Source organism: Eubacterium multiforme (assembly GCF_030813415.1).
Lineage (GTDB): Bacteria > Bacillota > Clostridia > Clostridiales > Clostridiaceae > Clostridium > Clostridium multiforme.
Window position 1 is genome coordinate 758654 of record NZ_JAUSUF010000001.1, and the last position, 21689, is coordinate 780342.

The 21689-nt window shown below is 29.1% G+C and carries 18 protein-coding genes, 7 tRNA genes and 1 riboswitch; of the genes, 2 read left to right on the forward strand and 23 right to left on the reverse strand.

The genetic code is table 11. The features are described from left to right. Position 1 precedes the first annotated feature (1 nt). Positions 2-2236 (reverse strand): SF1B family DNA helicase RecD2, encoded by a 2235-nt coding sequence (recD2, locus tag J2S18_RS03525; protein WP_307483290.1) that lies wholly within the window; start codon positions 2234-2236, stop codon positions 2-4. A 145-nt stretch (positions 2237-2381) separates the two neighbouring features. Between recD2 and nagA the strand changes: the two genes are divergently transcribed. Continuing rightward, a complete protein-coding gene (gene nagA / locus J2S18_RS03530; protein WP_307483293.1) occupies positions 2382-3518 on the forward strand; it encodes an N-acetylglucosamine-6-phosphate deacetylase in 1137 nt (378 codons plus the stop codon). 75 nt (positions 3519-3593) lie between these two features. On the opposite strand, the gene J2S18_RS03535 is transcribed toward nagA, so the two are convergent. The 13 genes from J2S18_RS03535 to J2S18_RS03595 form a co-directional block, all read right to left on the reverse strand. Continuing rightward, the gene (locus tag J2S18_RS03535) at positions 3594-5477 is read right to left on the reverse strand and encodes a PTS fructose transporter subunit IIABC (RefSeq protein WP_307483297.1); all 1884 of its coding nucleotides are present in this window, start codon (positions 5475-5477) and stop codon (positions 3594-3596) included. Positions 5478-5495: 18 nt separating this feature from the next. Then, entirely contained in the window at positions 5496-6401 is a 906-nt protein-coding gene (pfkB, locus tag J2S18_RS03540) for a 1-phosphofructokinase (protein ID WP_307483300.1), read from the reverse strand. A gap of 3 nt (positions 6402-6404) precedes the next feature. Beyond that, positions 6405-7151: a DeoR/GlpR family DNA-binding transcription regulator gene (locus J2S18_RS03545; RefSeq protein ID WP_307483303.1), complete on the reverse strand. Its 747-nt coding sequence runs from the start codon at positions 7149-7151 to the stop codon at positions 6405-6407. A gap of 232 nt (positions 7152-7383) precedes the next feature. Continuing rightward, entirely contained in the window at positions 7384-9234 is a 1851-nt protein-coding gene (locus tag J2S18_RS03550) for an LTA synthase family protein (protein ID WP_307483306.1), read from the reverse strand. A 388-nt stretch (positions 9235-9622) separates the two neighbouring features. After that, a complete protein-coding gene (metK, locus tag J2S18_RS03555; RefSeq protein ID WP_307483309.1) occupies positions 9623-10798 on the reverse strand; it encodes a methionine adenosyltransferase in 1176 nt (391 codons plus the stop codon). A 79-nt stretch (positions 10799-10877) separates the two neighbouring features. Further along, positions 10878-10992, reverse strand: a riboswitch (SAM riboswitch). A gap of 312 nt (positions 10993-11304) precedes the next feature. Next, positions 11305-11390, reverse strand: a tRNA-Tyr gene (locus J2S18_RS03560). Positions 11391-11395: 5 nt separating this feature from the next. Continuing rightward, positions 11396-11471: transfer RNA gene (locus J2S18_RS03565), tRNA-Thr, on the reverse strand. 23 nt (positions 11472-11494) lie between these two features. Next, a tRNA-Val gene (locus tag J2S18_RS03570) sits at positions 11495-11570 on the reverse strand. Between the two features lie 10 nt (positions 11571-11580). Beyond that, positions 11581-11666, reverse strand: a tRNA-Tyr gene (locus J2S18_RS03575). 5 nt (positions 11667-11671) lie between these two features. Continuing rightward, positions 11672-11747, reverse strand: a tRNA-Thr gene (locus J2S18_RS03580). Between the two features lie 23 nt (positions 11748-11770). Then, a tRNA-Val gene (locus tag J2S18_RS03585) sits at positions 11771-11846 on the reverse strand. An 8-nt stretch (positions 11847-11854) separates the two neighbouring features. Further along, positions 11855-11940: transfer RNA gene (locus J2S18_RS03590), tRNA-Tyr, on the reverse strand. Between the two features lie 168 nt (positions 11941-12108). Then, positions 12109-12741: a hypothetical protein gene (locus tag J2S18_RS03595; RefSeq protein ID WP_307483311.1), complete on the reverse strand. Its 633-nt coding sequence runs from the start codon at positions 12739-12741 to the stop codon at positions 12109-12111. A 99-nt stretch (positions 12742-12840) separates the two neighbouring features. On the opposite strand from J2S18_RS03595, the gene yyaC reads away from it, so the two are divergent. Continuing rightward, on the forward strand, positions 12841-13386 hold the full coding sequence (gene yyaC / locus J2S18_RS03600; protein WP_307483313.1) for a spore protease YyaC: 546 nt from the start codon (positions 12841-12843) through the stop codon (positions 13384-13386). 19 nt (positions 13387-13405) lie between these two features. On the opposite strand, the gene mreB is transcribed toward yyaC, so the two are convergent. The 9 genes from mreB to atpG all read right to left on the reverse strand — a co-directional run bounded on the left by mreB (position 13406) and on the right by atpG (position 21674). Then, a complete protein-coding gene (mreB, locus tag J2S18_RS03605; protein ID WP_307483316.1) occupies positions 13406-14440 on the reverse strand; it encodes a rod shape-determining protein MreB in 1035 nt (344 codons plus the stop codon). A 122-nt stretch (positions 14441-14562) separates the two neighbouring features. Next, the gene (gene spoIIID / locus J2S18_RS03610) at positions 14563-14814 is read right to left on the reverse strand and encodes a sporulation transcriptional regulator SpoIIID (RefSeq protein ID WP_307483318.1); all 252 of its coding nucleotides are present in this window, start codon (positions 14812-14814) and stop codon (positions 14563-14565) included. 78 nt (positions 14815-14892) lie between these two features. After that, positions 14893-15660, reverse strand: a complete 768-nt coding sequence (locus J2S18_RS03615) for a peptidoglycan DD-metalloendopeptidase family protein (RefSeq protein ID WP_307483321.1) — start codon at positions 15658-15660, stop codon at positions 14893-14895. A 131-nt stretch (positions 15661-15791) separates the two neighbouring features. After that, positions 15792-16820: a stage II sporulation protein D gene (gene spoIID / locus J2S18_RS03620; RefSeq protein WP_307483324.1), complete on the reverse strand. Its 1029-nt coding sequence runs from the start codon at positions 16818-16820 to the stop codon at positions 15792-15794. Positions 16821-16934: 114 nt separating this feature from the next. Then, positions 16935-18194: a UDP-N-acetylglucosamine 1-carboxyvinyltransferase gene (murA, locus tag J2S18_RS03625; RefSeq protein ID WP_307483327.1), complete on the reverse strand. Its 1260-nt coding sequence runs from the start codon at positions 18192-18194 to the stop codon at positions 16935-16937. Between the two features lie 21 nt (positions 18195-18215). Continuing rightward, positions 18216-18830 carry a hypothetical protein gene (locus tag J2S18_RS03630; protein WP_307483329.1) on the reverse strand — a complete coding sequence of 205 codons (615 nt, stop codon included), beginning with the start codon at positions 18828-18830 and terminating at the stop codon, positions 18216-18218. A 161-nt stretch (positions 18831-18991) separates the two neighbouring features. Continuing rightward, complete coding sequence (locus J2S18_RS03635) at positions 18992-19390, reverse strand: ATP synthase delta/epsilon chain alpha-helix domain-containing protein (RefSeq protein WP_307483331.1); 399 nt, start codon at positions 19388-19390, stop codon at positions 18992-18994. Positions 19391-19404: 14 nt separating this feature from the next. After that, complete coding sequence (gene atpD / locus J2S18_RS03640; protein ID WP_307483334.1) at positions 19405-20802, reverse strand: F0F1 ATP synthase subunit beta; 1398 nt, start codon at positions 20800-20802, stop codon at positions 19405-19407. A 17-nt stretch (positions 20803-20819) separates the two neighbouring features. Beyond that, positions 20820-21674, reverse strand: a complete 855-nt coding sequence (atpG, locus tag J2S18_RS03645; protein WP_307483337.1) for an ATP synthase F1 subunit gamma — start codon at positions 21672-21674, stop codon at positions 20820-20822. Positions 21675-21689: the final 15 nt, after the last annotated feature.

Here is a 21689-nt window from a genome sequence, read left to right on the forward strand (position 1 = left end):
TTTACTTCTCTATAATATCATTTGCTATAATATCCTTTATTCTATATTGAAGGGCAGAATATCTCTCCATACTTTTAGTATTACTAACCATATATTTTAATGCCTTTGGCATTCCAACTACAACAACTAAGCTTTTTGCCCTAGTTATTCCTGTATATAAAAGATTTCTATTCATAAGAAATGGTGATCCCATAAATGCAGGTATTATTATTACTTTAAACTCACTACCTTGGCTCTTATGAATGGTTATTGCATAGGCTAATTCTAGTTCATCTAAATAAACATAATCATATCTTACTCTTCTCTCATCATCAAATATTACAGTTACAATCTTTTCCTCTTCATCTATACTTTCTATAAAACCCATATCTCCATTGAAAACTCCAACACCTTCTGGTTCACCTTCTCCAGAAACTCTAGTCCATTTAAGGGAATAGTTATTTTTAGTTTGCATAACCTTATCCCCTTCTCTAAAAATCATTTCCTTAACTTTCTTTTCTTTTTTATAGTTTGCAGGAGGATTTAATATCTTTTGAATACTTTCATTCATATTAAGTACTCCTAAAGTTCCCTTTCTCATAGGTGTAAGTAACTGAATATCCCTTAATTTATCCCAATCTTTATTAAAGGTTGGCAGCCTTCTGTTAATTAAATCTATTATTGTTGTAAGTATTTCATCTTGAGAATCTTCTTTTATAAAATAAAAATCATTTCCCTTTTTATTAAGGTAAGGCATTTCTCCACTATTAATTCTATGGGCATTAACTGTAATTAAACTTTCAGACCCTTGCCTAAATATTTCCTTTAATCTAACAACCTTTATTAATCCACTATTTATTAAGTCTCTTAATACATTTCCAGGCCCTACAGATGGTAATTGGTCTACATCTCCAACTATTATAAGCCTAGTTCCTAATTTTATTGCCTTTAAAAGATTATGCATTAATGTAATATCAATCATTGATGCCTCATCTATTATTACAACATCAGCCTCTAATGGATCTGTATCTCCTTTACCAAAAAGGGATTTTTCCTCTTCATCACTTGAAACTCCCATATCAAGAAGTCTATGTATTGTTTTAGCTTCCCTTCCTGTAGATTCAGTCATTCTTTTAGCAGCTCTTCCCGTTGGTGCTCCAAGTAAAACCTTCATTCCATTTTTCTCATATATATCTATAATACATTTTATTATTGTTGTTTTACCTGTTCCTGGCCCTCCAGTTATAATTTCTATTCCTTCTGAAAAAGCAGCTAAAATTGCTTCCTTTTGAGAATCTGCTAACTGTATATTATATTTTTTTTCAAATAATTCTATTTCATAATCTACATCTGTATTTATTGTTTGAAAGTTTTCTATTCCAAGAGTTATTATTTTATTAGTTATTCCAAGTTCACAATAATAATATGGAAGAGTAAAAATCCCTTCCTCTTCTTGAACTTTTTCACCTATAATTCTTCCCTCTAAAATAGAATTATATATATTTTCTTCAATTATTTTTTTATCTACTACTAATGTGTCACAGGCTTCTGCTATAAGTTTTTCCTTTGGCATATATGTATTTCCAGCAGCACAAAAACCATTTATAACATATTCTATTCCACTTTTCACTCTAAAGGGAGATACTGCCTCTACTCCTAAACTCATAGCTATTTTATCTGCTGTTTTAAAGCCTATTCCTGATATTTCTTTGCACAATATGTAAGGATTTTCTGAAACTATATTTTTAGCTTCTTTGCCAAATTTTTTATATATTTTTAAACATTGATTATTGCTAACTCCATGAGATTGGAAAAACATTATTATATCTTTTAAGTCCTTTTGCTCTATGTAAGACTCATATATTATTCCAAATTTCTTTTTACCTATACCATCAACTTCCATAAGCCTTTCTATATTATTTTCCATAATATCAAAGGTTTCTTCTCCAAAATGATCAACTATTTTTTTTGCAGTTACAGGTCCAATTCCATATATTATTCCTGCACTTAAATATTTTTCAATTGCTTCTACTGAAGTTGGAAGTATCTCTTCAAATTCCTCTATTTTAAATTGTTTTCCAAATTGCTTATGGACTATCCACTCACCTTTTAACTTTACATTTTGGCCTTCCTTAATAAAAGGAACTGTTCCAACTGCTGTAATTGTTTCTTTATTAAAATTTATTTTTGAAACTGTATAACCAGTATCTTCACTTCTAAAAACAATAGCTTCAACAAAGCCAATAATGTTTTCCATATTATCTCTCCAAACCTTACATAATTATTTTTATTTTTGACTATATACTTTTAAAATATATAATATATAATTATATCATAGAAGGTTAAATATATAATTTTATGTAGAGTATTTTTGAAACAAATTTAAAGGAGGAAATTTTTATATGTTAATAACTAACTGTAATATAATTTTTCTTGATAGAATTGAACAAGGTTCAGTACTTATTGAAAATGGAAAAATAAAAGAAATAAACCCTAAAAATGCAAATGATAATGAAATAATAGATGCAAAAGGAATGTATCTTTCACCTGGATTTATAGATGTTCATATTCATGGAGCAAGTGGTTATGACACAATGGATGGAACTTTTGAGGCTATAAATGAGATAGCTAAAACTATATGTAAATTTGGTACAACTTCCTTCACACCAACTACAATGACTGTAGCTGTAGAAGATATTAGAAAATCAATGGAAGTTATAAAGGAAGCTAAACTTAATGGTACAGATGGTGCAAACGTATTAGGTGCTCATCTTGAAGGACCATTTATAAATGGAAAAGCTATTGGAGCTCAAAATCCTAAATTTATAGAAGCTCCTTCAATAGAAACTTACAAAAAAATGGTTGGAGATTGTGAAGATGCTGTAGTTTCAATAACAGTTGCTCCTGAAGTAGAAGGTGCAAAGGAACTTATTGAATATTTAAGCAATAAAGGAGTTCTTTGTTCTATTGGACATACTAAAGCAACTTACGATGAAGCTATTGAAGGAATTAAATGTGGATGTTCGCATTCAACTCATTTATTTAATGCTATGACTCCTCTTCACCACAGAAATCCTGGAGTTGTTGGAGCTACCTTTGATTCAGATATAACAACTGAAACTATTTCAGATGGAATTCACATTGCATATCCAGCTCTTAGAATTGCTTATAAGCAAAAAGGAACTGATAAAGTGCTTTTAGTAACTGATGCAATGATGGCCTGTGGAATGCCAAATGGTATTTATTCATTAGGTGGACAAGAAGTAAATGTTGTAGATGGTGCAGCAAGAATTTCAACTGGATCTCTTGCAGGTTCAATATTAACTCTTGATAAGGCTGTTAGAAATGTATATAACAATACAGATTATCCACTAAATGAAGTAGTTAAAATGGCAAGTTTTAATGGTGCTAAGCATTGTAAGGTTGAAGATAGAAAAGGACTTATTAAAGAAGGCTATGATGCTGATTTAGTAATTTTTGATAAAGATATAAATGTAAAAAAAGTTATAATAAATGGAAAAGTAGTTCACGAAGCTTAATATATTATAATTTAATAATTTTACAAAACAAAAAAAGATACCAAATTAATGGTATCTTTTTTCTTTATTTATATATTAAGCATTTTCTTTTAATGGTTTCTTTAATATAGCTAGTAAGAACATTCCAACTATAGCACCTACACCTAATGCTATAAGGTATCCTAAAGGATTTCCTATAACTGGTACTACAAATATTCCACCATGTGGTGCTCTAAGTGAACATCCAAACATCATTGAAAGTCCTCCAGCTACTGCTGATCCAATTACACAAGCTGGTATTACTCTAAGTGGATCTGCTGCTGCAAATGGTATAGCACCTTCTGTTATAAATGACAGTCCCATAATGTAATTTGTAATACCTGATTGTCTTTCTCTCTTTGTAAATCTATTTTTAAAGAATGTTGTACATAAAGCTATTGCAAGTGGTGGAACCATACCTCCAACCATTACTGCTGCCATTATGTCAAATTGACCACTAGCAAGTCCTGCTGTACCAAATACATAAGCTGCTTTGTTTATAGGACCTCCCATATCAACTGCCATCATTCCTCCAAGTACTATTCCTAGTACAACTTTACTGCTTTCACCCATTGAGTTTAAAGTATTAGTTAATCCAGCATTTATAGCTGATACTGGAGGATTAATTACAAAAATTATAATTGCACCAATTAAAAGTATTCCAAAGAAAGGATATAATAAAACTGGTTTTAAACCTTCTAAATCTTGTGGTAATTTGCTAAATATCTTCTTTAATAAAAGAACTAAATATCCAGCAATAAATCCTGCAAGTAATGCACCTAAGAATCCTGAACCACCTTGATTTGCAAGCATACCGCCAACAAAACCTACTGCAAGGGCTGGTCTATCACCAATACTCATAGCAATGTATCCAGATAATACTGGTAACATAAATCCAAAGGCTGTTCCACCAACTGTTTTTAAGAATGCTGCAAATGGTGTATTCATACCAAAGTTTGCTGGGTTTATACTATAATCATCAAATAAGAATGCTAATGCTATAAGTATTCCTCCACCTATAACAAATGGTAACATATGAGATACACCATTCATTAAGTGCTTGTATATTGTATGACCTACTCCTTCTTTTTCTATGCTTTCATCTCCGCCTTGGCTTTGTCCATCAGCATGATATATTGGAGCTTTTCCACTTGTTGCTTCTTCAATAAGTTCTTGTGCCTTATGAATTCCATTTGCAACTTTAGTCTTTATTAATCTTTTTCCATCAAATCTTGCCATATCAACATTTTTGTCTGCTGCTATTATTATACAATCTGCATTTTCTATTTCTTCTTTAGTTAAAACATTTTTAGCTCCACCTGAACCATTTGTTTCAACCTTTATTGAAATTCCCATTTGTTTAGCTTTTTCTTCTAAACTTTCAGCAGCCATATAAGTATGAGCTATTCCTGTAGGACAAGCTGTAACTGCTAATACTCTATAACCTTCTTCATTCTTTTCTTCGCTTTTTTCTGTTTCAAACTTTTCTTTTTCTTTTTCATCTATAAGTTTTAAATATTCTTCTTTACTATTTGCATTAATAAGTTTATTTCTAAAATCTTCATCCATTAATATAGTTGATAATCTAGCAAGTACATCAAGATGTAAATTATTAGCTTCCTCTGGTGCAGCTATCATAAAGAATAATTTAGCTGGCTGTCCATCTAATGAATCAAAATCAATACCATCTTTTACAACTATTGAGCTTAGACCTGCTTTTTTTACTGCCTTTGATTTTCCATGAGGTATAGCTATTCCATCTCCTATACCTGTTGTACTTAATTCTTCCCTTTTAAGTACAGCTTCTTTATAAACTTCTTTATTAGATAAGTTTCCTTCCTTATCCATAAGGTCAACTAATTTATTTAAAGCTTCTTCTTTTGAAGTTACTTTTGAGTTTAATTCAATTCCTTCTTCCTTTAAAAGGTCTATAATACGCATACCTTTGCCTCCTATTTTTTAACTTATCATTTCAAGTATTTCAAATACTTTTTCTTTAGTAGCTAAATCTTCTGAAAAAGCACTGGCACTCCCTGTTGCTATTCCAAATTTTAGGGCATCTTTATAATCATTTTTCATAATATACCCTGCAACGAAACCTGCAACCATTGAGTCCCCTGCTCCTACAGAATTTTTAACTTCTCCTTTTGGAGCTTTATGTCTTAAGACTTCACCATTTTCATTTATTAATATAGCTCCATCTCCAGCCATTGATATAAGAACATTTTCTGCTCCCATATCTTGTAGTTTTTTTGCGTAATCAATAATTTCATTTTCTGAATTTATTGTTACTTTAAACATTTCTTCAAGTTCATGTTTATTAGGTTTAATTAAAAATGGGTTGTATTTTAATACATTTAGCAGTAAATCATTTGTTGCATCTACAACAACTTTTATTTTTTTATTGCTTAAGTATTTCATAATCTTTTCATACATATCTGATGGTAATGTATTTGGAATACTTCCAGCTAATACTAATATGTCACCATCTTTTATTTCATCTAATTTTTTATATAAATCCTCTATAGACTTTTCATCTATTATAGGACCTTGTGCATTTATTTCACTTTCTTCTTCACTTTTAAGCTTTACATTTATTCTTGAAAGACCTTCCTTCAATTTAATAAATTCTGCTCTACATCCTGATTTTTTTACTTTCTTTTCTATTTCTTCTCCAGTAAATCCAGCTATGAATCCAAAAGCCTTATTTTCTATTCCTAAATTTCCAAGCACTATTGAAACATTTATTCCTTTTCCACCTGGAAATATAGATTCTTCATAAGTTCTATTTACCATTCCTAAATCAAATTTTTTAACTTTCATTATGTAATCCAAAGAAGGATTAAAAGTCATAGTATATATCATTTTTTAATTGTCCTCCAATATTTCTGCATATTCCTTAAACTCTTTATGTTTAAGATTTGTTGTTATTATTGTTGCTCTGTCTATTTCTGCAAATGTGACTGCTGATATATGATTAAATTTAGAGTCATCTGCAAGTATGTAAGCTTCATGACTTCTATTTACAGCTTCCCTTTTTACTAATGCTTCTTTTATATCAGGAGTTGTAAATCCTGCGTTTTTATTTATTCCATTTGTTCCAAAAAAGCCTTTAGTAAAATTATATTTTTTCAAACTATCTATAGCCTCAACTCCTATTATTGCTTCTGTAGATAATTTTAGCTCGCCACCTATTATATATACCTTGCATTTTTTTTGAATTAACTTCTTAGCGTGTACAATTCCATTTGTTATATATATTGCTCTATTTTCTGTTATGTAATCTGTCATAAGTTCAGTTGTCGTTCCTGCGTCTATATATACAAAATCATCTTCGTTTATAAGACTAGCTGCATATTTTGCTATTTTCTTTTTTTCCTCTACATTTAGAGTTTGTCTTACAACTACTTCATCATCTTTAGTTGCATAAGTCATATTAATAGACTTTGCACCACCATGAACTTTTTTAAGCTTTCTTATTTGGTCTAAATGATTTAGATCCCTTCTTATTGTAGATTCAGAAGTATCTAACTCTTTTACTAGTTCTGTGACTGTAATTGTATTTTTTTCTTCCAAAAGCTTTAAGATTCTTTCAAACCTCTCTTCTGATAACATTTACACCACCTCTTTAAATATATAATACAACCAATTTCATTCAAAGTCAATCATTTTCAGTCAAAATAATTCATTTTTTTATTTAATTTATTTTTCAATTAAATTATTACAATAAATATTTATATATTTTATAAATTAATTAATGATATACAAAAAGCTCTAGACAAAAATTCATATGTGTCTAGAGCTTTTCACTATTTATTTAATTTTAAACTTTATAATATAAGTCTTATTATTTTTTTCTTTCAGTTACTAGCGTATTATTAAAATTACTATTCATTTTTTCAGAAATAAATGTATTATTAAAGTAATTACTCTTAGTTCCAAAACCTTTTTCTACTGTTTCTAAGCCATCTCTTTCGATTAATGTCTTTTTACCTGAGAATAAGTCTGTTCCTAATCCTAATCTATCTCCTTCAATTTGTACTCCCATACTTGATAATATAGTTGGGTACATATCAACTGGAGAGAATTTTCTATTCTTTGTATCCTTAGTTGTAACTGCTGGATTAAGAATTAAATTATATATTGTTCTGTGATATGACTTATCAAAATCTTTGAAGAATTTCTTATCCATACTTAAATGGTCACCAGTTATTACAATAGTAGTATCTTTATAAAATGGTTGTTTTTGAATCCATTTTACAAATTTAACTGTTTCCTTTGTTGAATATGAAATAACATTTGCATATTGTGAATCATGTTTTTTCTTTGCATGTTTTGATAAATAACCATCTGGGAAATGAGTATCTGCTGTTTCCATAGTAAAGTTAAATGGTTTTCCTTCTTTTGATAAACGAGTTATTTCACCTTTAGCAAAATCATATAACTTATCATCTTCATATCCCCACCAAACATTATAATCTTGTGGAATTAATTTTTTCTCTTTTGCTGCTTTATAATCAAAAATATTAAAATTACCATGAGTTGTAAAGAAAGTAGTTAAGCCACCAAAATCAGCATCTGCACCAAACATTATTGTTTGATTATATCCTTGTGCCTTTAAAATATCTCCTATTGCAACTGCACCTGGTAAGAAACTTCCTGATTTTCCATAAGAATTACCACCCATAGGTATCTTAAGTGGAAGACCTGTACTCATATTAACCATAGATGCTACTGACCATCCAGATCCATATGTTTGATATGGTCCACCAAATTTATCAGACTCTGAAAAATGAATACCTTCTTTAGATAGTTCTGTTAATTCAGGCATTAAATTAGTCTTCATATATCCACCTAAATCTTTTGACATATATGAATTTTCCACAGACTCTAAATAAATGTGAATTAAGTTTCTCTTTTTAGCTGGGAAAGACATCTTTACATCACGTGGACTAACATAATTATCCTTAATATATGGTGAATCTTTAACATAAGCATCATATACTTCTTGAAGACTTAACTTTTTAACACCATATGATACTCCTCCAACAAGAAATACACAAGAAAGTGCAAACATTATTATTCTTAAATATTTTTGATTTAATATTCTTTTCTTTATATTCTTTATTTTTAAGAATATGTCATAACGGAAATTCAAGAATATTAAAAATACAACTAAAGTAGCTATAATAGAAAATACTGGTGACATCAAAATTTCCATGTACATTCCAGAAGCTGTACCTTTAATTGGTGAATTTAAATTAAATAAAAATTGTTCTGGAGTCATCTTTCCAAAATAATCTATAAACCAATTTGAAAAGAAAACAAAAACCATTCCTACTACAAAGAATACTATTGATATTACTTTTACTAATATAACTTTCCAATTGCTTTTATCAGTAGCAGGAATAAAAGTAATTTTAGAATTAACTACTCCTTTTATAAACAAATATATCATTCCACATAATAGTGCAAAAATAATATATTTAATAGAAAATGCACCTGTATATGTAGAATATTTAAGTACTGATTTTTTGTCGAAAACAAACTTTAATATACTTAATGTTACTATATTAAATAGTACTATGTATATTAATAAGTTTTTTATAATAGATAAAGCTCCTTTGTTTTTCTCAAAGAAAAGATAATTCACAAAAGCTATTAAAACTCCTGGAATTAAGTAACTTATTATTTGCATAAGTTCTCCCCCTAAAATAATGTAATTGTTATTATAAAAACTATATATATTTATTAACTTATACTAAAATTAAAATGCTTTTAATAATTAATAAATATATGAGTTAACATAACCTTACTGTAAAAAAATGTTTTAAATGGCTATTTATTATCAATTTGTAAAGTTATTTAAATAACTATGTAGATTTTATAACATTAATATAATATCATATTTTTTTATAATATGATACTTATTACCAAATGATTTTACCCTATAATATTATTAACTTATATACATATTAGATTGTTTTTATTTTTCACTTAATAATATTTATAATTTTAAGTTAAAAAAAGGGCGTTAACTAGGTTAACGCCCTTAAAATATAAAAAACTATATTTTTTTATTTATATTATAATAATTTTTTAATTTCTTCTACCTTATTTAATTCTTCCCATGGAAGCTTAACATCAGTTCTTCCAAAATGGCCATAAGCTGCTGTTTGCTTATATATTGGTCTTCTTAAATCTAAATCTCTTATTATAGCACCTGGTCTTAAATCAAATATTTTTTCAACTATATTTACTATAGCTTCTTCATCTATTTTTCCAGTTCCAAATGTATCTATTTGAATTGATACTGGCTTTGCAACTCCAATAGCATAAGCTAATTGTATTTCTAACTTATCTGCAACACCTGCTGCTACTAAGTTTTTAGCTACCCATCTTGCTGCATATGCTGCTGATCTATCAACTTTTGTTGCATCTTTTCCTGAGAATGCTCCACCACCGTGTCTTCCCATTCCACCATATGTATCAACTATTATCTTTCTTCCTGTTAATCCACTATCTCCTTGTGGTCCACCAACAACGAATCTTCCTGTTGGATTTATGAAATATCTTGTTTTCTCATCTAATAATTCAGCTGGAATTACAGCATTAATAACATATTCTCTTAAATCCTTTTGAATTTGTTCTAAAGTAGCACACTCATCATGTTGAGTTGAAATTACTATAGTATCAATTCTCTTTGGCTTATCATTTTCATATTCAACTGTAACTTGAGTCTTTCCATCTGGTCTTAAATACTCTAAAGTTCCATCTTTTCTTACTTCTGTAAGTCTTCTTGAAAGTCTGTGAGCCATTGCTATTGGAGTTGGCATAAATTCTTCTGTTTCATTAGTAGCATATCCAAACATCATACCTTGATCTCCAGCACCTACTGCTTCAACTTCATCCTTTTCTCCTTGTTTTGATTCAAGGGCTTCATCAACACCCATAGCTATGTCACTTGATTGTTCATCTATTGTTGTCATTACTGAACATGTATCACAATCAAAACCATACTTTGCTCTGTCATATCCTATTTCTCTTATTGTTTCTCTAACAACTTTAGGAATATCTACATAACAATTAGTTGATATTTCCCCCATAACCATTACCATACCAGTTGTTGTGCATGTTTCACAAGCAACTCTTGCATTTGGGTCTTTTGCTAATATAGCATCTAAAACTGAATCTGAAATTTGATCACAGATTTTATCTGGATGTCCTTCAGTAACTGACTCTGATGTAAATAATCTTTTCATTTTCATTTCTCCTTCCAAATTTCTTTTGTTTTTTTGCAATAAAAAAACTCTTCGATAAGAAGAGATTGTGTTCTAATCTTTCTTATCTTGTAGACTATTCTACTGGAATTAGCACCACACACAATAACTTTACAAGCTATTTGTAGGTTGCTGGGTTTCAAAGGGCCGTCTCCCTCCACCTCTCTTGATAAGAGTTTATAATTATTTAATTATGTAAAACATTTTAGCATATAGAAATTTCATAGTCAATATGTTTTTATTAGTGTAAAAGTATACTTATTTATTTGTTTATAATTATTTAATATTTTTTATACATTAAAAATTACTTTCTTGTACATATTTTTCATATATTATAACACTTTATTATTTTTAAATTATTATATATTAAAACATAATAAATCAAACTATTTAAACTATTTTTTATTAATTTATAAAATTATAAATAATTTTTAATTATTATAATTCCATATAAAATAAAAAAAGCATTAAGAATACTCTTAATGCAATGGTGGTGGAGGAAGGATTCGAACCTTCGAAGTCAACTGACAACAGATTTACAGTCTGCCCCCTTTGGCCACTCGGGAACTCCACCTTATTTGGAGCTGATGATCGGACTTGAACCGATAACCTGCTGATTACAAGTCAGCTGCTCTGCCAATTGAGCCACATCAGCTTATTCTTTTGTTTTGGAATTTGTGGTGGGCACAACAGGGTTCGAACCTGTGACCCCCTGCTTGTAAGGCAGGTGCTCTCCCAGCTGAGCTATGCGCCCACAAAAAAAATGGTGGTGGAGGAAGGATTCGAACCTTCGAAGTCAACTGACAACAGATTTACAGTCTGCCCCCTTTGGCCACTCGGGAACTCCACCTTATTTGGAGCTGATGATCGGACTTGAACCGATAACCTGCTGATTACAAGTCAGCTGCTCTGCCAATTGAGCCACATCAGCTTATTTTTTTGTTTTGGAATTTGTGGTGGGCACAACAGGGTTCGAACCTGTGACCCCCTGCTTGTAAGGCAGGTGCTCTCCCAGCTGAGCTATGCGCCCACAAAAAATGGTGGTGGAGGAAGGATTCGAACCTTCGAAGTCAACTGACAACAGATTTACAGTCTGCCCCCTTTGGCCACTCGGGAACTCCACCAAATTTTATTTAATTTCAACGCCGATTTGTTTTTCCTGACCAACCGACAATAGTTAGTATATATTCATACACCTTTTATTTCAACTTACAAAACATATCAAAATTTAAGTTTATCCTTTTCATTCTTCTTTATTCTCATACATACTTCCATTTTTGTTATAATATATTTTAAATTAATTCTTCTAAAAGTTCTATATTTATATAAGGTGATAATATAACTTTTATATCATTATAATCTTCTTCTACTAACCTAAGTTTTAATATTTTAATTACTTCTTTAGCTCCTTCATTTTCTCCTTTCTTATACAGTATTTCTTTTATTTTTTCAGTATCTACCGAGGATAATTTATTAATTATTGAAATAATTTTTGATTTTTCTCTAATACTTAAACTTCCTATTATCTCTTCCTTTTTCACATTAAATATTTGAACCTTTGAATTTGCTAACTTATCTTTTTCTCCATCATTGCTCTCATTTTCATCATTATTTTTTTCTACATTAATATTATAATTTTTATTTTTTTCTTTATTTTCTATTTCAACATCTTTTTCTTCATATTTTTTATTACTATTATTTTCACTTTTAGGTTGTTTATTCTCATTTTTATTATTTATATTTTCTATATCTTTATTTTCAAAATTATTATCCTCATTCTTATTTTCAAATCTATTTTTTGCTTTACTTTCATCTTGTAAAACTAAATTGTTATTAATATTTTTATTTGGATTCCAAAAAGCCACAAAATATATAGTCATTGAAGTTACTATAGATAATAATACTACCATTAATATTTTTTTCATAATACACCTCCTATAAAAATACTTTCCATATAAAATATTTTTATTCAGTTTATTCTATAAAAAAAATACCTACATATATATAAATATGGAGGTGCTTATATGGAAAAAAAAATTCATCACACATCCCCACTTGCTTACTATAATATATCCAAAGCTATTCTAAATTCTTTTTCTGAAAATACAGTAATAATTTGTATAGGAACTGATAAATGTATAGGGGATTGTTTAGGTCCTCTTGTTGGTACTATATTAAATATTAACAACTTTCCTCTTCCTGTATATGGATCAATAGATAATCCAATACACGCATTAAATATAAATAAAAATTTAGAATATATTAAAAAAACTCATCCAAACGCTTATATAATTGGAATAGATGCCTGTTTAGGACAGGAATCTTCAATAGGTGAGATTCATATTAGAAACTTTGCTATACACCCTGGAAAGGGAGTAGGTAAATCCTTACCTGAAGTTGGGGATAAATCAATTGTTGGAATTGTTGACTCTAATGAAAATGCTGACTTCTTCTATAGTAAATCTATTCGTTTATCTTTAATTTTTAAAATGGCAAAGGTTATTGCAGATGGATTAATTCATTCATATTATGAATATGAAAATTTAAATAAAAATAAACCCAAATTATAAATTTGGGTTTATTTTTATACTATTCAATTAGTACAACTTCCTGATCATTTATAGCTTTGTCTAATTTATCAATATATCCTAAAACAGAACCTGTACCCTCAGCAACAGCCTCTACTGAATTTTCTGCAACATTTACAGTAACTCCAGTTTCTGATTCTATAAGTTTGTCTAATCCATGAAGTAAAGAACCTCCACCAGTCATAAGTATACCCTTTTCTATAATATCTGATGATATTTCAGGTGGTGTTTTCTCTAAAACTAATTTAACAGCTTCAACTATTAAATTAACTGGCTCTTTAAGAGCTTCCCTTATTTCGTTTGATGTTATCTTTATTTCATCAGGTAAACCTGTAACTAAGTTTCTTCCTTTAACTGATGCTTCTTCATTTCTTGAATTATTAAAGGCTGAACCTATTTCCATCTTAATTTGTTCTGCTGTTTTTTCACCAATCATTATCTTATATCTTGTTCTTATATATTTAATTATAGCTTCATCAAACTTATCTCCAGCAACTTTTATAGATGATCTTACAACTATTCCTCCTAAGGATATTACTGCAACATCACAAGTTCCTCCACCTATGTCTACAATCATCCATCCGTCAGGTTTAGTTATATCTAATCCTGCACCTATTGCAGCTGCAAGAGGCTCCTCTATTAAGTGTACTTTTTTTGCTCCTGAATTTCTAGCTGCTTCCATAACAGCTCTCTTTTCTACCTCTGATGCTTGGGATGGTACGCATACCATTATATTAGGTGTTATAATCTTTTTATTTCCAACTGCTTTGCTTATAAATTCCTTTAGCATTTTTTCTGTTACATCATAATCAGAAATAACACCATCTTTTAAAGGTCTAACTGCAATAATATTTCCTGGAGTTCTTCCTATCATTTTTCTAGCTTCTTCTCCTACAGCTAAAACCTTACCATTACTTGTATTTATAGCAACTACTGATGGTTCCTTTAATACAATACCCTTACCTTTTACATATACTAATACTGTTGCTGTTCCTAGGTCTATACCTAAATCATTTTTTGATTTCCAAAACCACATTCCAAAGTTCACTCCTAATTATTTACAATTTATTTTAGAATTTTTTACATTTTTTATATAACCATACAATAAATTATATATGGAATATGATTTTTATTCAACTTTTTCCAAAAAAATTTACACTATTCAGCAGTTTTATATTTTAGCTTAGTAGCCTTTCCACCTCTTATATGTCTTTCAGCTTTATTAAGTTCTAAAATTGTATGAGTTTTTTCTGCTATAATTGGATTTATCTTAGGAAGCCTTTCTGTCATATCTTTGTGAATTGTACTTTTACTAACTCCGAAAACTTTTGCTGTTTTTCTTATTGTAGCTTTTGAATCAATAATATATTGGGCCACTTCTAATACTCTTTCTTCAATATAGTCTTTCAAAATGCTCCCTCCTTAAACTATACTTATTTTTTTATATTAATCAGCCATTTTAGAAAAAATGACTGATTAATGCATTTCTTATTTTTTGTAGCTAAAATATTTTATTGGATCTACTTCTGTGTATTTATCATCTTTCTTTGAAAATACTTTTAAATGTAAGAAATCTTCTTTAACACACATTTTTAAAGTACTTGATGTATTTCCAATCTTTCCAATTTCCTGTCCCTTTGTAACTTTATCACCTTTTTTAACTTTTAAATTTTTATCTAAATTTGAATAAGATGTCTTTACTCCATTTGGATGTTTTACTGTAACTGTAACTCCATAAGTTACATCATTTTCTATTACACTTTCTATTATTCCATCCTCTGAAGCCTTTACAGCAGTTCCTAAAGGAGCCTTTACAGAAATTCCTCCATAACTATAACTTGAATCACCTTTTTCACCTGATGGAACTTGCTTTCCATCCTTAAAAATATATGGTTCATTATGTGATTTTAAAAGTTTTCCTTCTAGTGGATTGTTAAAATTCATCTTACTGTTAGTTCCAACAGGCTTTGTTGGTGTTTGTTTCTTTTCACCTTCTACCCTTTCGGAATTCTCCCTAACACTTTCTACATTTGTTTTTTGATTTTCTTCAATATTTAAAGCCACTTCATTTTCTTTATTTGCTTTATTTTCTTCTGGCTTATTTCCTACGCCCTTTATTGCAATTGCTCCAATTATAGTAACTACACATAAACCTACAAATAAAGCTACATAAAAGCCTTCCTTCTTAAAAAAATTCTTAATACTAGTCATTATTTTTTTAGATTTTTCTTTAAATCCATTTGATTTTTTATTCATAATAAACACCTCCTTTACTTATTTTTCCCATTTTTATGAAAAATAATCCTTTTTGTTTAATTTTCTTATAACAAAAAAAAGATGATATTTGATTATTTACCAAATATCATCTTTATATACTTTTTTCACTTTTATTTATAAACAATTTTTCCAATTTCTATATCTGTATAATAATGTTTTAATATATCCTCATATTTCTTTCCTTCTTTTGCCATAACATTAGCACCCCATTGACTCATTCCAACACCATGTCCATTGCCTTTACATTTTATCTTAACTTTATTTTCTAAATACTCAATAGTAAAATTTGCAGATTTTAAATCAAATAATTTTCTAAACTCAATTCCACTTATTATTGTTTTGCCAAGTTGTATTTCATCAACTGCACCACCATCTGTTCTTGATTTTATTTTTATGTTTTCTTTTATATTCTTTTCATTAAGCTTTGCTCTTTTATATTTTAGATTAATTATATTTATAAAATCTTTATTTTTTAATTCTTTTTCAGATTCATATACAGGAGAAACCTCTTCTCCTAAACTATTTATTGATCTTAAATACGGAACTTCTGATGAAAATACATCTTCTGCATTTTCTGTTTTTCCTGAACTTGTTGAAAAAAATTGAGGATATAATACCAACTTTCCTTTATAAGTTAAAACTTGTCCTTTAGTATCTTCTACAGCTTTTTTTATTTTTTCATAATTATTATTTCTCTCTTTCTCTTCCCATTTAGACATTCTTTCTTTTTTGTTCATATATGCTTGACAATGAACACCATCACATATTTCCCCACCATTAGCTAAATTGCAATTTTTAAGTCTTTTGCTATAATAAAATGTTCTTGCTGCTATTGATTGAGCCTTTAATGCTTCTATCTCAAACTTTGCTGGCATTTCACTTGAAACTACTCCTAGAACATAATCTTCAACTTTAATTTCTTCAATCTTTTTTTCCTTAGTTCTATAAACTTTAACTTTATCCTTTCCTTTAATAAAAACACTTAATTCTTTGTTATCATTATAATAAGTTCCATCAGAACTAAAATTCTTTATTCCACTTCCCATAAGAATAAAGGGAATAATCATCATAAATATTAAAATAATTCCTGTAGTAATACCTATTCTTTTAAGATTTTTTAGTATCTCATTTTCTCTCACCTTTATCCCTCCATAAATTTATATACACCTATTTATATGTTTTTAATCTAAAAATATACTTACTATTATAAATTTATGTAAAGCTTCCAAAAAAAATAGAAGGTTTTAATCCTTCTATTTTTCTATCCTATAAATACAAGCTCCAAGTTTTCTAAACTTTTCTTCTATATTTAAATAGCCTCTATCTATATGATAGATATCACTTATTTCAGTAGTTCCATCTGCTACAAGCCCTGCAAGTATCATAGCTGCACCAGCTCTTAAATCTGTAGCCTTAACTTCACATCCTGTTAATTTAGACACACCTTCAATTATTGCAGTTCTTCCATCTATTTTTATTTTAGCTCCCATTCTAACTAGTTCTGCCACATGCATAAACCTATTTTCAAAAACAGTTTCTGTAATTATACTAGAACCCTTTGTAACTGCAAGTAATGCCATTATTTGAGGTTGCATATCTGTTGGAAATCCTGGATATGGCAATGTTTTTATATCAACAGATTTTTTATCTAATCTACCATCTACTATTATTCCATTATCTTCTTCTGTTAAAATAATTCCACATTCCTTTAATTTTTCTATTAAAGGTCTTAAATGTTCTTCATTTACATCATTTATTTTTATCATACTGTTAGTTATTGCAGCAGCTACCATAAATGTCCCAGCTTCTATTCTATCGTAAATAGGTTTATAGGATGTTCCTTTTAATTCCTTTACACCTTCTATTGTAATCTTACCAAGTCCTGCACCCTTTATATTTGCTCCCATTGAATTTAAAAAGTTTGCTAAATCCCATATTTCTGGTTCTTCAGCAGCATTTTCTATAATTGTTGTTCCATTTGCCAAAACTGCTGCCATCATAATATTTTCAGTAGCTCCTACAGATGGAAAATCTAAATATATCCTATTTCCTATAAGTCTTTTAGCCCTTGCTTCAACAAATCCATGTCCTTGTGTAATTTCTGCACCTAATGCACTTAATCCCTTTAAATGTAAATCTATAGGTCTACTTCCTATATTGCAACCACCAGGCATTGATAGCTTACAGTATCCAAACCTAGAAAGCATAGGTCCCATAATTAAAAAAGATGCCCTCATTTTTCTAACAAGACTATTAGTTGCATCAAAATTTTTAAGATTTTCTGTATTTATTTTAAGATTAGTACTAATTTTTGAATAATTAACATCTGCGTCTAATCCTTTAAGCAAATTCAATATAACTTGAACATCTTCTAACATTGGTGTATTTTTTATTATTATTTCATTAGGAGATAATATTGTAGATACTATTATAGGTAACACGGAATTTTTTGCCGAGCTTATATTTACATCTCCTTGTAATCTACTAACTCCCTTTACAATTATTTTTTCCATATTTTCCTCCATAATTAATTATTAGTATGTTGTAAATATAGTAGGAGTTCCAATAATAACATATATCCCTGTATCATATTCTACAATTCCATAACTAAATTCCTTATTGTTAGGCAATTTTTCTTTACCTACATATCCATTATGAATTTTTAGGAATTTATCATTTAACTTTATATCTTTTAAGCTTTTTACATCATTTAATCTACCTTTATAATATTCAAAATATTTAACAGACTTAGTTTTATTATTTTGTAATTTTTTTAATATATTTTTCAAGTCTAAATTTAATATTTTTTTATTTTTATTTAATATAATACCTTCAACAAATACATAGTTATTTTCTTTCCAAAGTTTAATTTCTATAGTATTTTCACCTTTAATATAAAAATGATACTTATCTATTAACTCAAAAGTATATTCATCTTTAAATATATTTTTTATTCTTAAAACTTCATCATCTATATCTGATTTAATATTATATTGAATCTTAACTCCATTTTCTGAAAAAACTGTTTTATCCATAACAACTTCTTCTATATAGTTATAATTCTCTTTACTTATAGCACTTCCATTAGGTACACCAACTAAATTAAGAGTGAAAATAATAAAATAGATAAATAAACTTTTTGCCTCCATTTTACCCCCTACCTTTCCTCTTAATTATTGTCAAATATATATTTTTTTATACAAACTATCTTTATAATACAATATATAAGTTTTATACTTTTTTTGTGATAGATTGTCATAAATTGCTATAAATCAAAAAAGACCTAGATATAAATATCTAAGTCTTATTTTTATTCATTCTTTAGTTGTAATCTTATTAATGCTCTTCTTAAAGCAGCTGTAGCTCTTTCTTTATCGTATTGTTCATCCTTTAAGCGCTTTTCAGCTCTTTCCTTTGCTGCTTTAGCTCTTTCTACATCAATTTCATCTTTTGTTTCACAAGATCCACAACAAAAATCTAATTCATTATTTTTAAAACCAATTAATCCTCTTGCTGTGAAAAGTTCTACTTTCTCTCCATCTGCCTTAGTTACTACAGTAATTGCTTGAACTGTATTAATTACTATTGAGGCATGATTTGCAAGAATCTCAACTTTTCCTTCTGATGTATTTGTTAATAAACTTAAAACTTCTTCATCAAATTTAACACTACTAGGTGTCATAATCTTTAGTCTAAAGGTATCAGCCATACTATACCATCCCCTTATGCTAAAGTCTTAGCTTTTTCTATAGCTTCTTCTATAGTTCCAACAAATAGAAAAGCTGATTCTGGTAAATCATCATGTTTACCTTCTATTATTTCTTTAAAACCTCTAATAGTTTCTTCTATTGTAACATATTTACCTTTCATACCAGTAAATTGTTCTGCTACTGTAAATGGTTGTGATAAGAAGTTTTGAACTTTTCTTGCTCTAGAAACAGTTAATTTATCATCATCTGATAATTCATCAACACCTAATATAGCAATTATATCTTGAAGTTCTTTATATCTCTCTAATATATTTTTAACTTTTGAAGCAACATTATAATGATCTTCTCCAACTACTCTTGGATCTAATATTCTTGAAGTTGAATCTAAAGGATCAACAGCTGGGTATATACCACGCTCTGATACACTTCTTGATAAAACTGTTGTTGCATCTAAGTGAGAGAATGTTGTTGCTGGTGCTGGGTCTGTTAAGTCATCAGCAGGAACATATACAGCTTGAACAGATGTAATTGAACCATGAGTTGTTGATGTAATTCTTTCTTGAAGAGCACCCATTTCAGTTGCAAGTGTTGGTTGGTAACCAACAGCTGAAGGTATTCTACCAAGTAAAGCTGAAACCTCAGAACCTGCTTGAGAGAATCTAAATATATTATCTATAAATAGTAACACATCTTGACCTTGATCTCTAAAGTATTCTGCCATTGTAAGTCCTGTAAGGGCAACTCTCATTCTGGCACCAGGTGGCTCATTCATTTGTCCAAATACTAATGCTGTCTTATCTATAACCCCTGATTCTTTCATTTCATAGTAAAGGTCATTACCTTCTCTTGATCTTTCTCCAACACCTGTGAATACTGATAATCCACCATGTTGTTTAGCTATATTGTTTATAAGTTCTTGGATAAGTACTGTTTTACCAACTCCAGCACCTCCAAATAAACCTATCTTACCACCTTTTTGATAAGGTGCTATAAGGTCAACAACCTTTATTCCTGTTTCAAACATTTCAGGTTCAACTGATTGTTCTGCAAATGATGGTGCTGGTCTATGTATTGGATAGAATTCCTTTGCATCAACTTTTCCTGCAATTTCATAATCAACTGGTTTTCCTAAAACATTAAATAATCTTCCTAAAACACATTGGCCTACAGGAATTGAAATTGGTTTTCCTGTATTAACTGCCTTCATGCCTCTTCTTAATCCTTCTGTCGCTTCCATAGCTATTGTTCTTACTATATCATCACCGACATGTTGTTCAACTTCAGTTATTAATACTTCACCATTCATGTCTATTTCAATAGCATTATAAATATTTGGAAGTGACTCACTGTCAAACTTTATATCAACTACTGGTCCAATAACTTGAACTACTTTTCCTATATTGTTAGGCATTTAATCATACCTCCTCACTATTTTTGTGCTTCTGCTCCACCTACTATTTCAGCAATTTCTTGAGTTATAGCACTTTGTCTTATTCTATTGTATTTAGTATTTAATCTATCTAACAGGTCATCTGCATTTTTTGTAGCTCCGTCCATTGCAGTCATTCTTGATGATTCTTCGCTAGTTTTTGCATGTAAAATACAATTTATTAATTTTGATTCTAAATAAAAATCAAATGTTGCCTTTGTTGAAGATTCACTCTTGGATTCTAACATAAATCCAATATCTTCTTTAATATCATCAAATTCTAAAGGTAGCATTTTATCTATCTTTATTACTTGTGAAACTGGAGATTTAAAATGTGTATATACAACATAAATTTCTCCAACTTCATTTGAATTATATAATCTTAAGGCATGTTTATAAATCATTGAAACTTCTTTTATATCAGTATTATCCTTTATATCAACATACTCTGCAATTGTTTGGAAACCATATCTCTTCATATAAGAAATACCTTTTTTACCTAAACACATAACTAGACTATCTGATTTATCTATTCCAACATAATTTTTTAAAGTCAATGCTATATTAACATTATACCCTCCACATAATCCTGAATCTGATGCTACAACTATATATAACTTTCTTTTTGAAGAATTGCCTGTAAAATAAATCCCTTCTTTATCAAGATCCATTGATGAATACGCTTCTTGAGCTATATTCTTAGCAGCTTCAAAATATTTGTTATTTTCGTTTAATCCCATTCTGACTCTTCTTAACTTAGAAGTGGCAACAAGTCCCATGGCCTTTGTTATTTTTTTAGTATTTTCTACAGACTTAATTCTACGTTTGATTTCAATAAGTCCTGCTCCTGCCATACATCCACCTCCTAA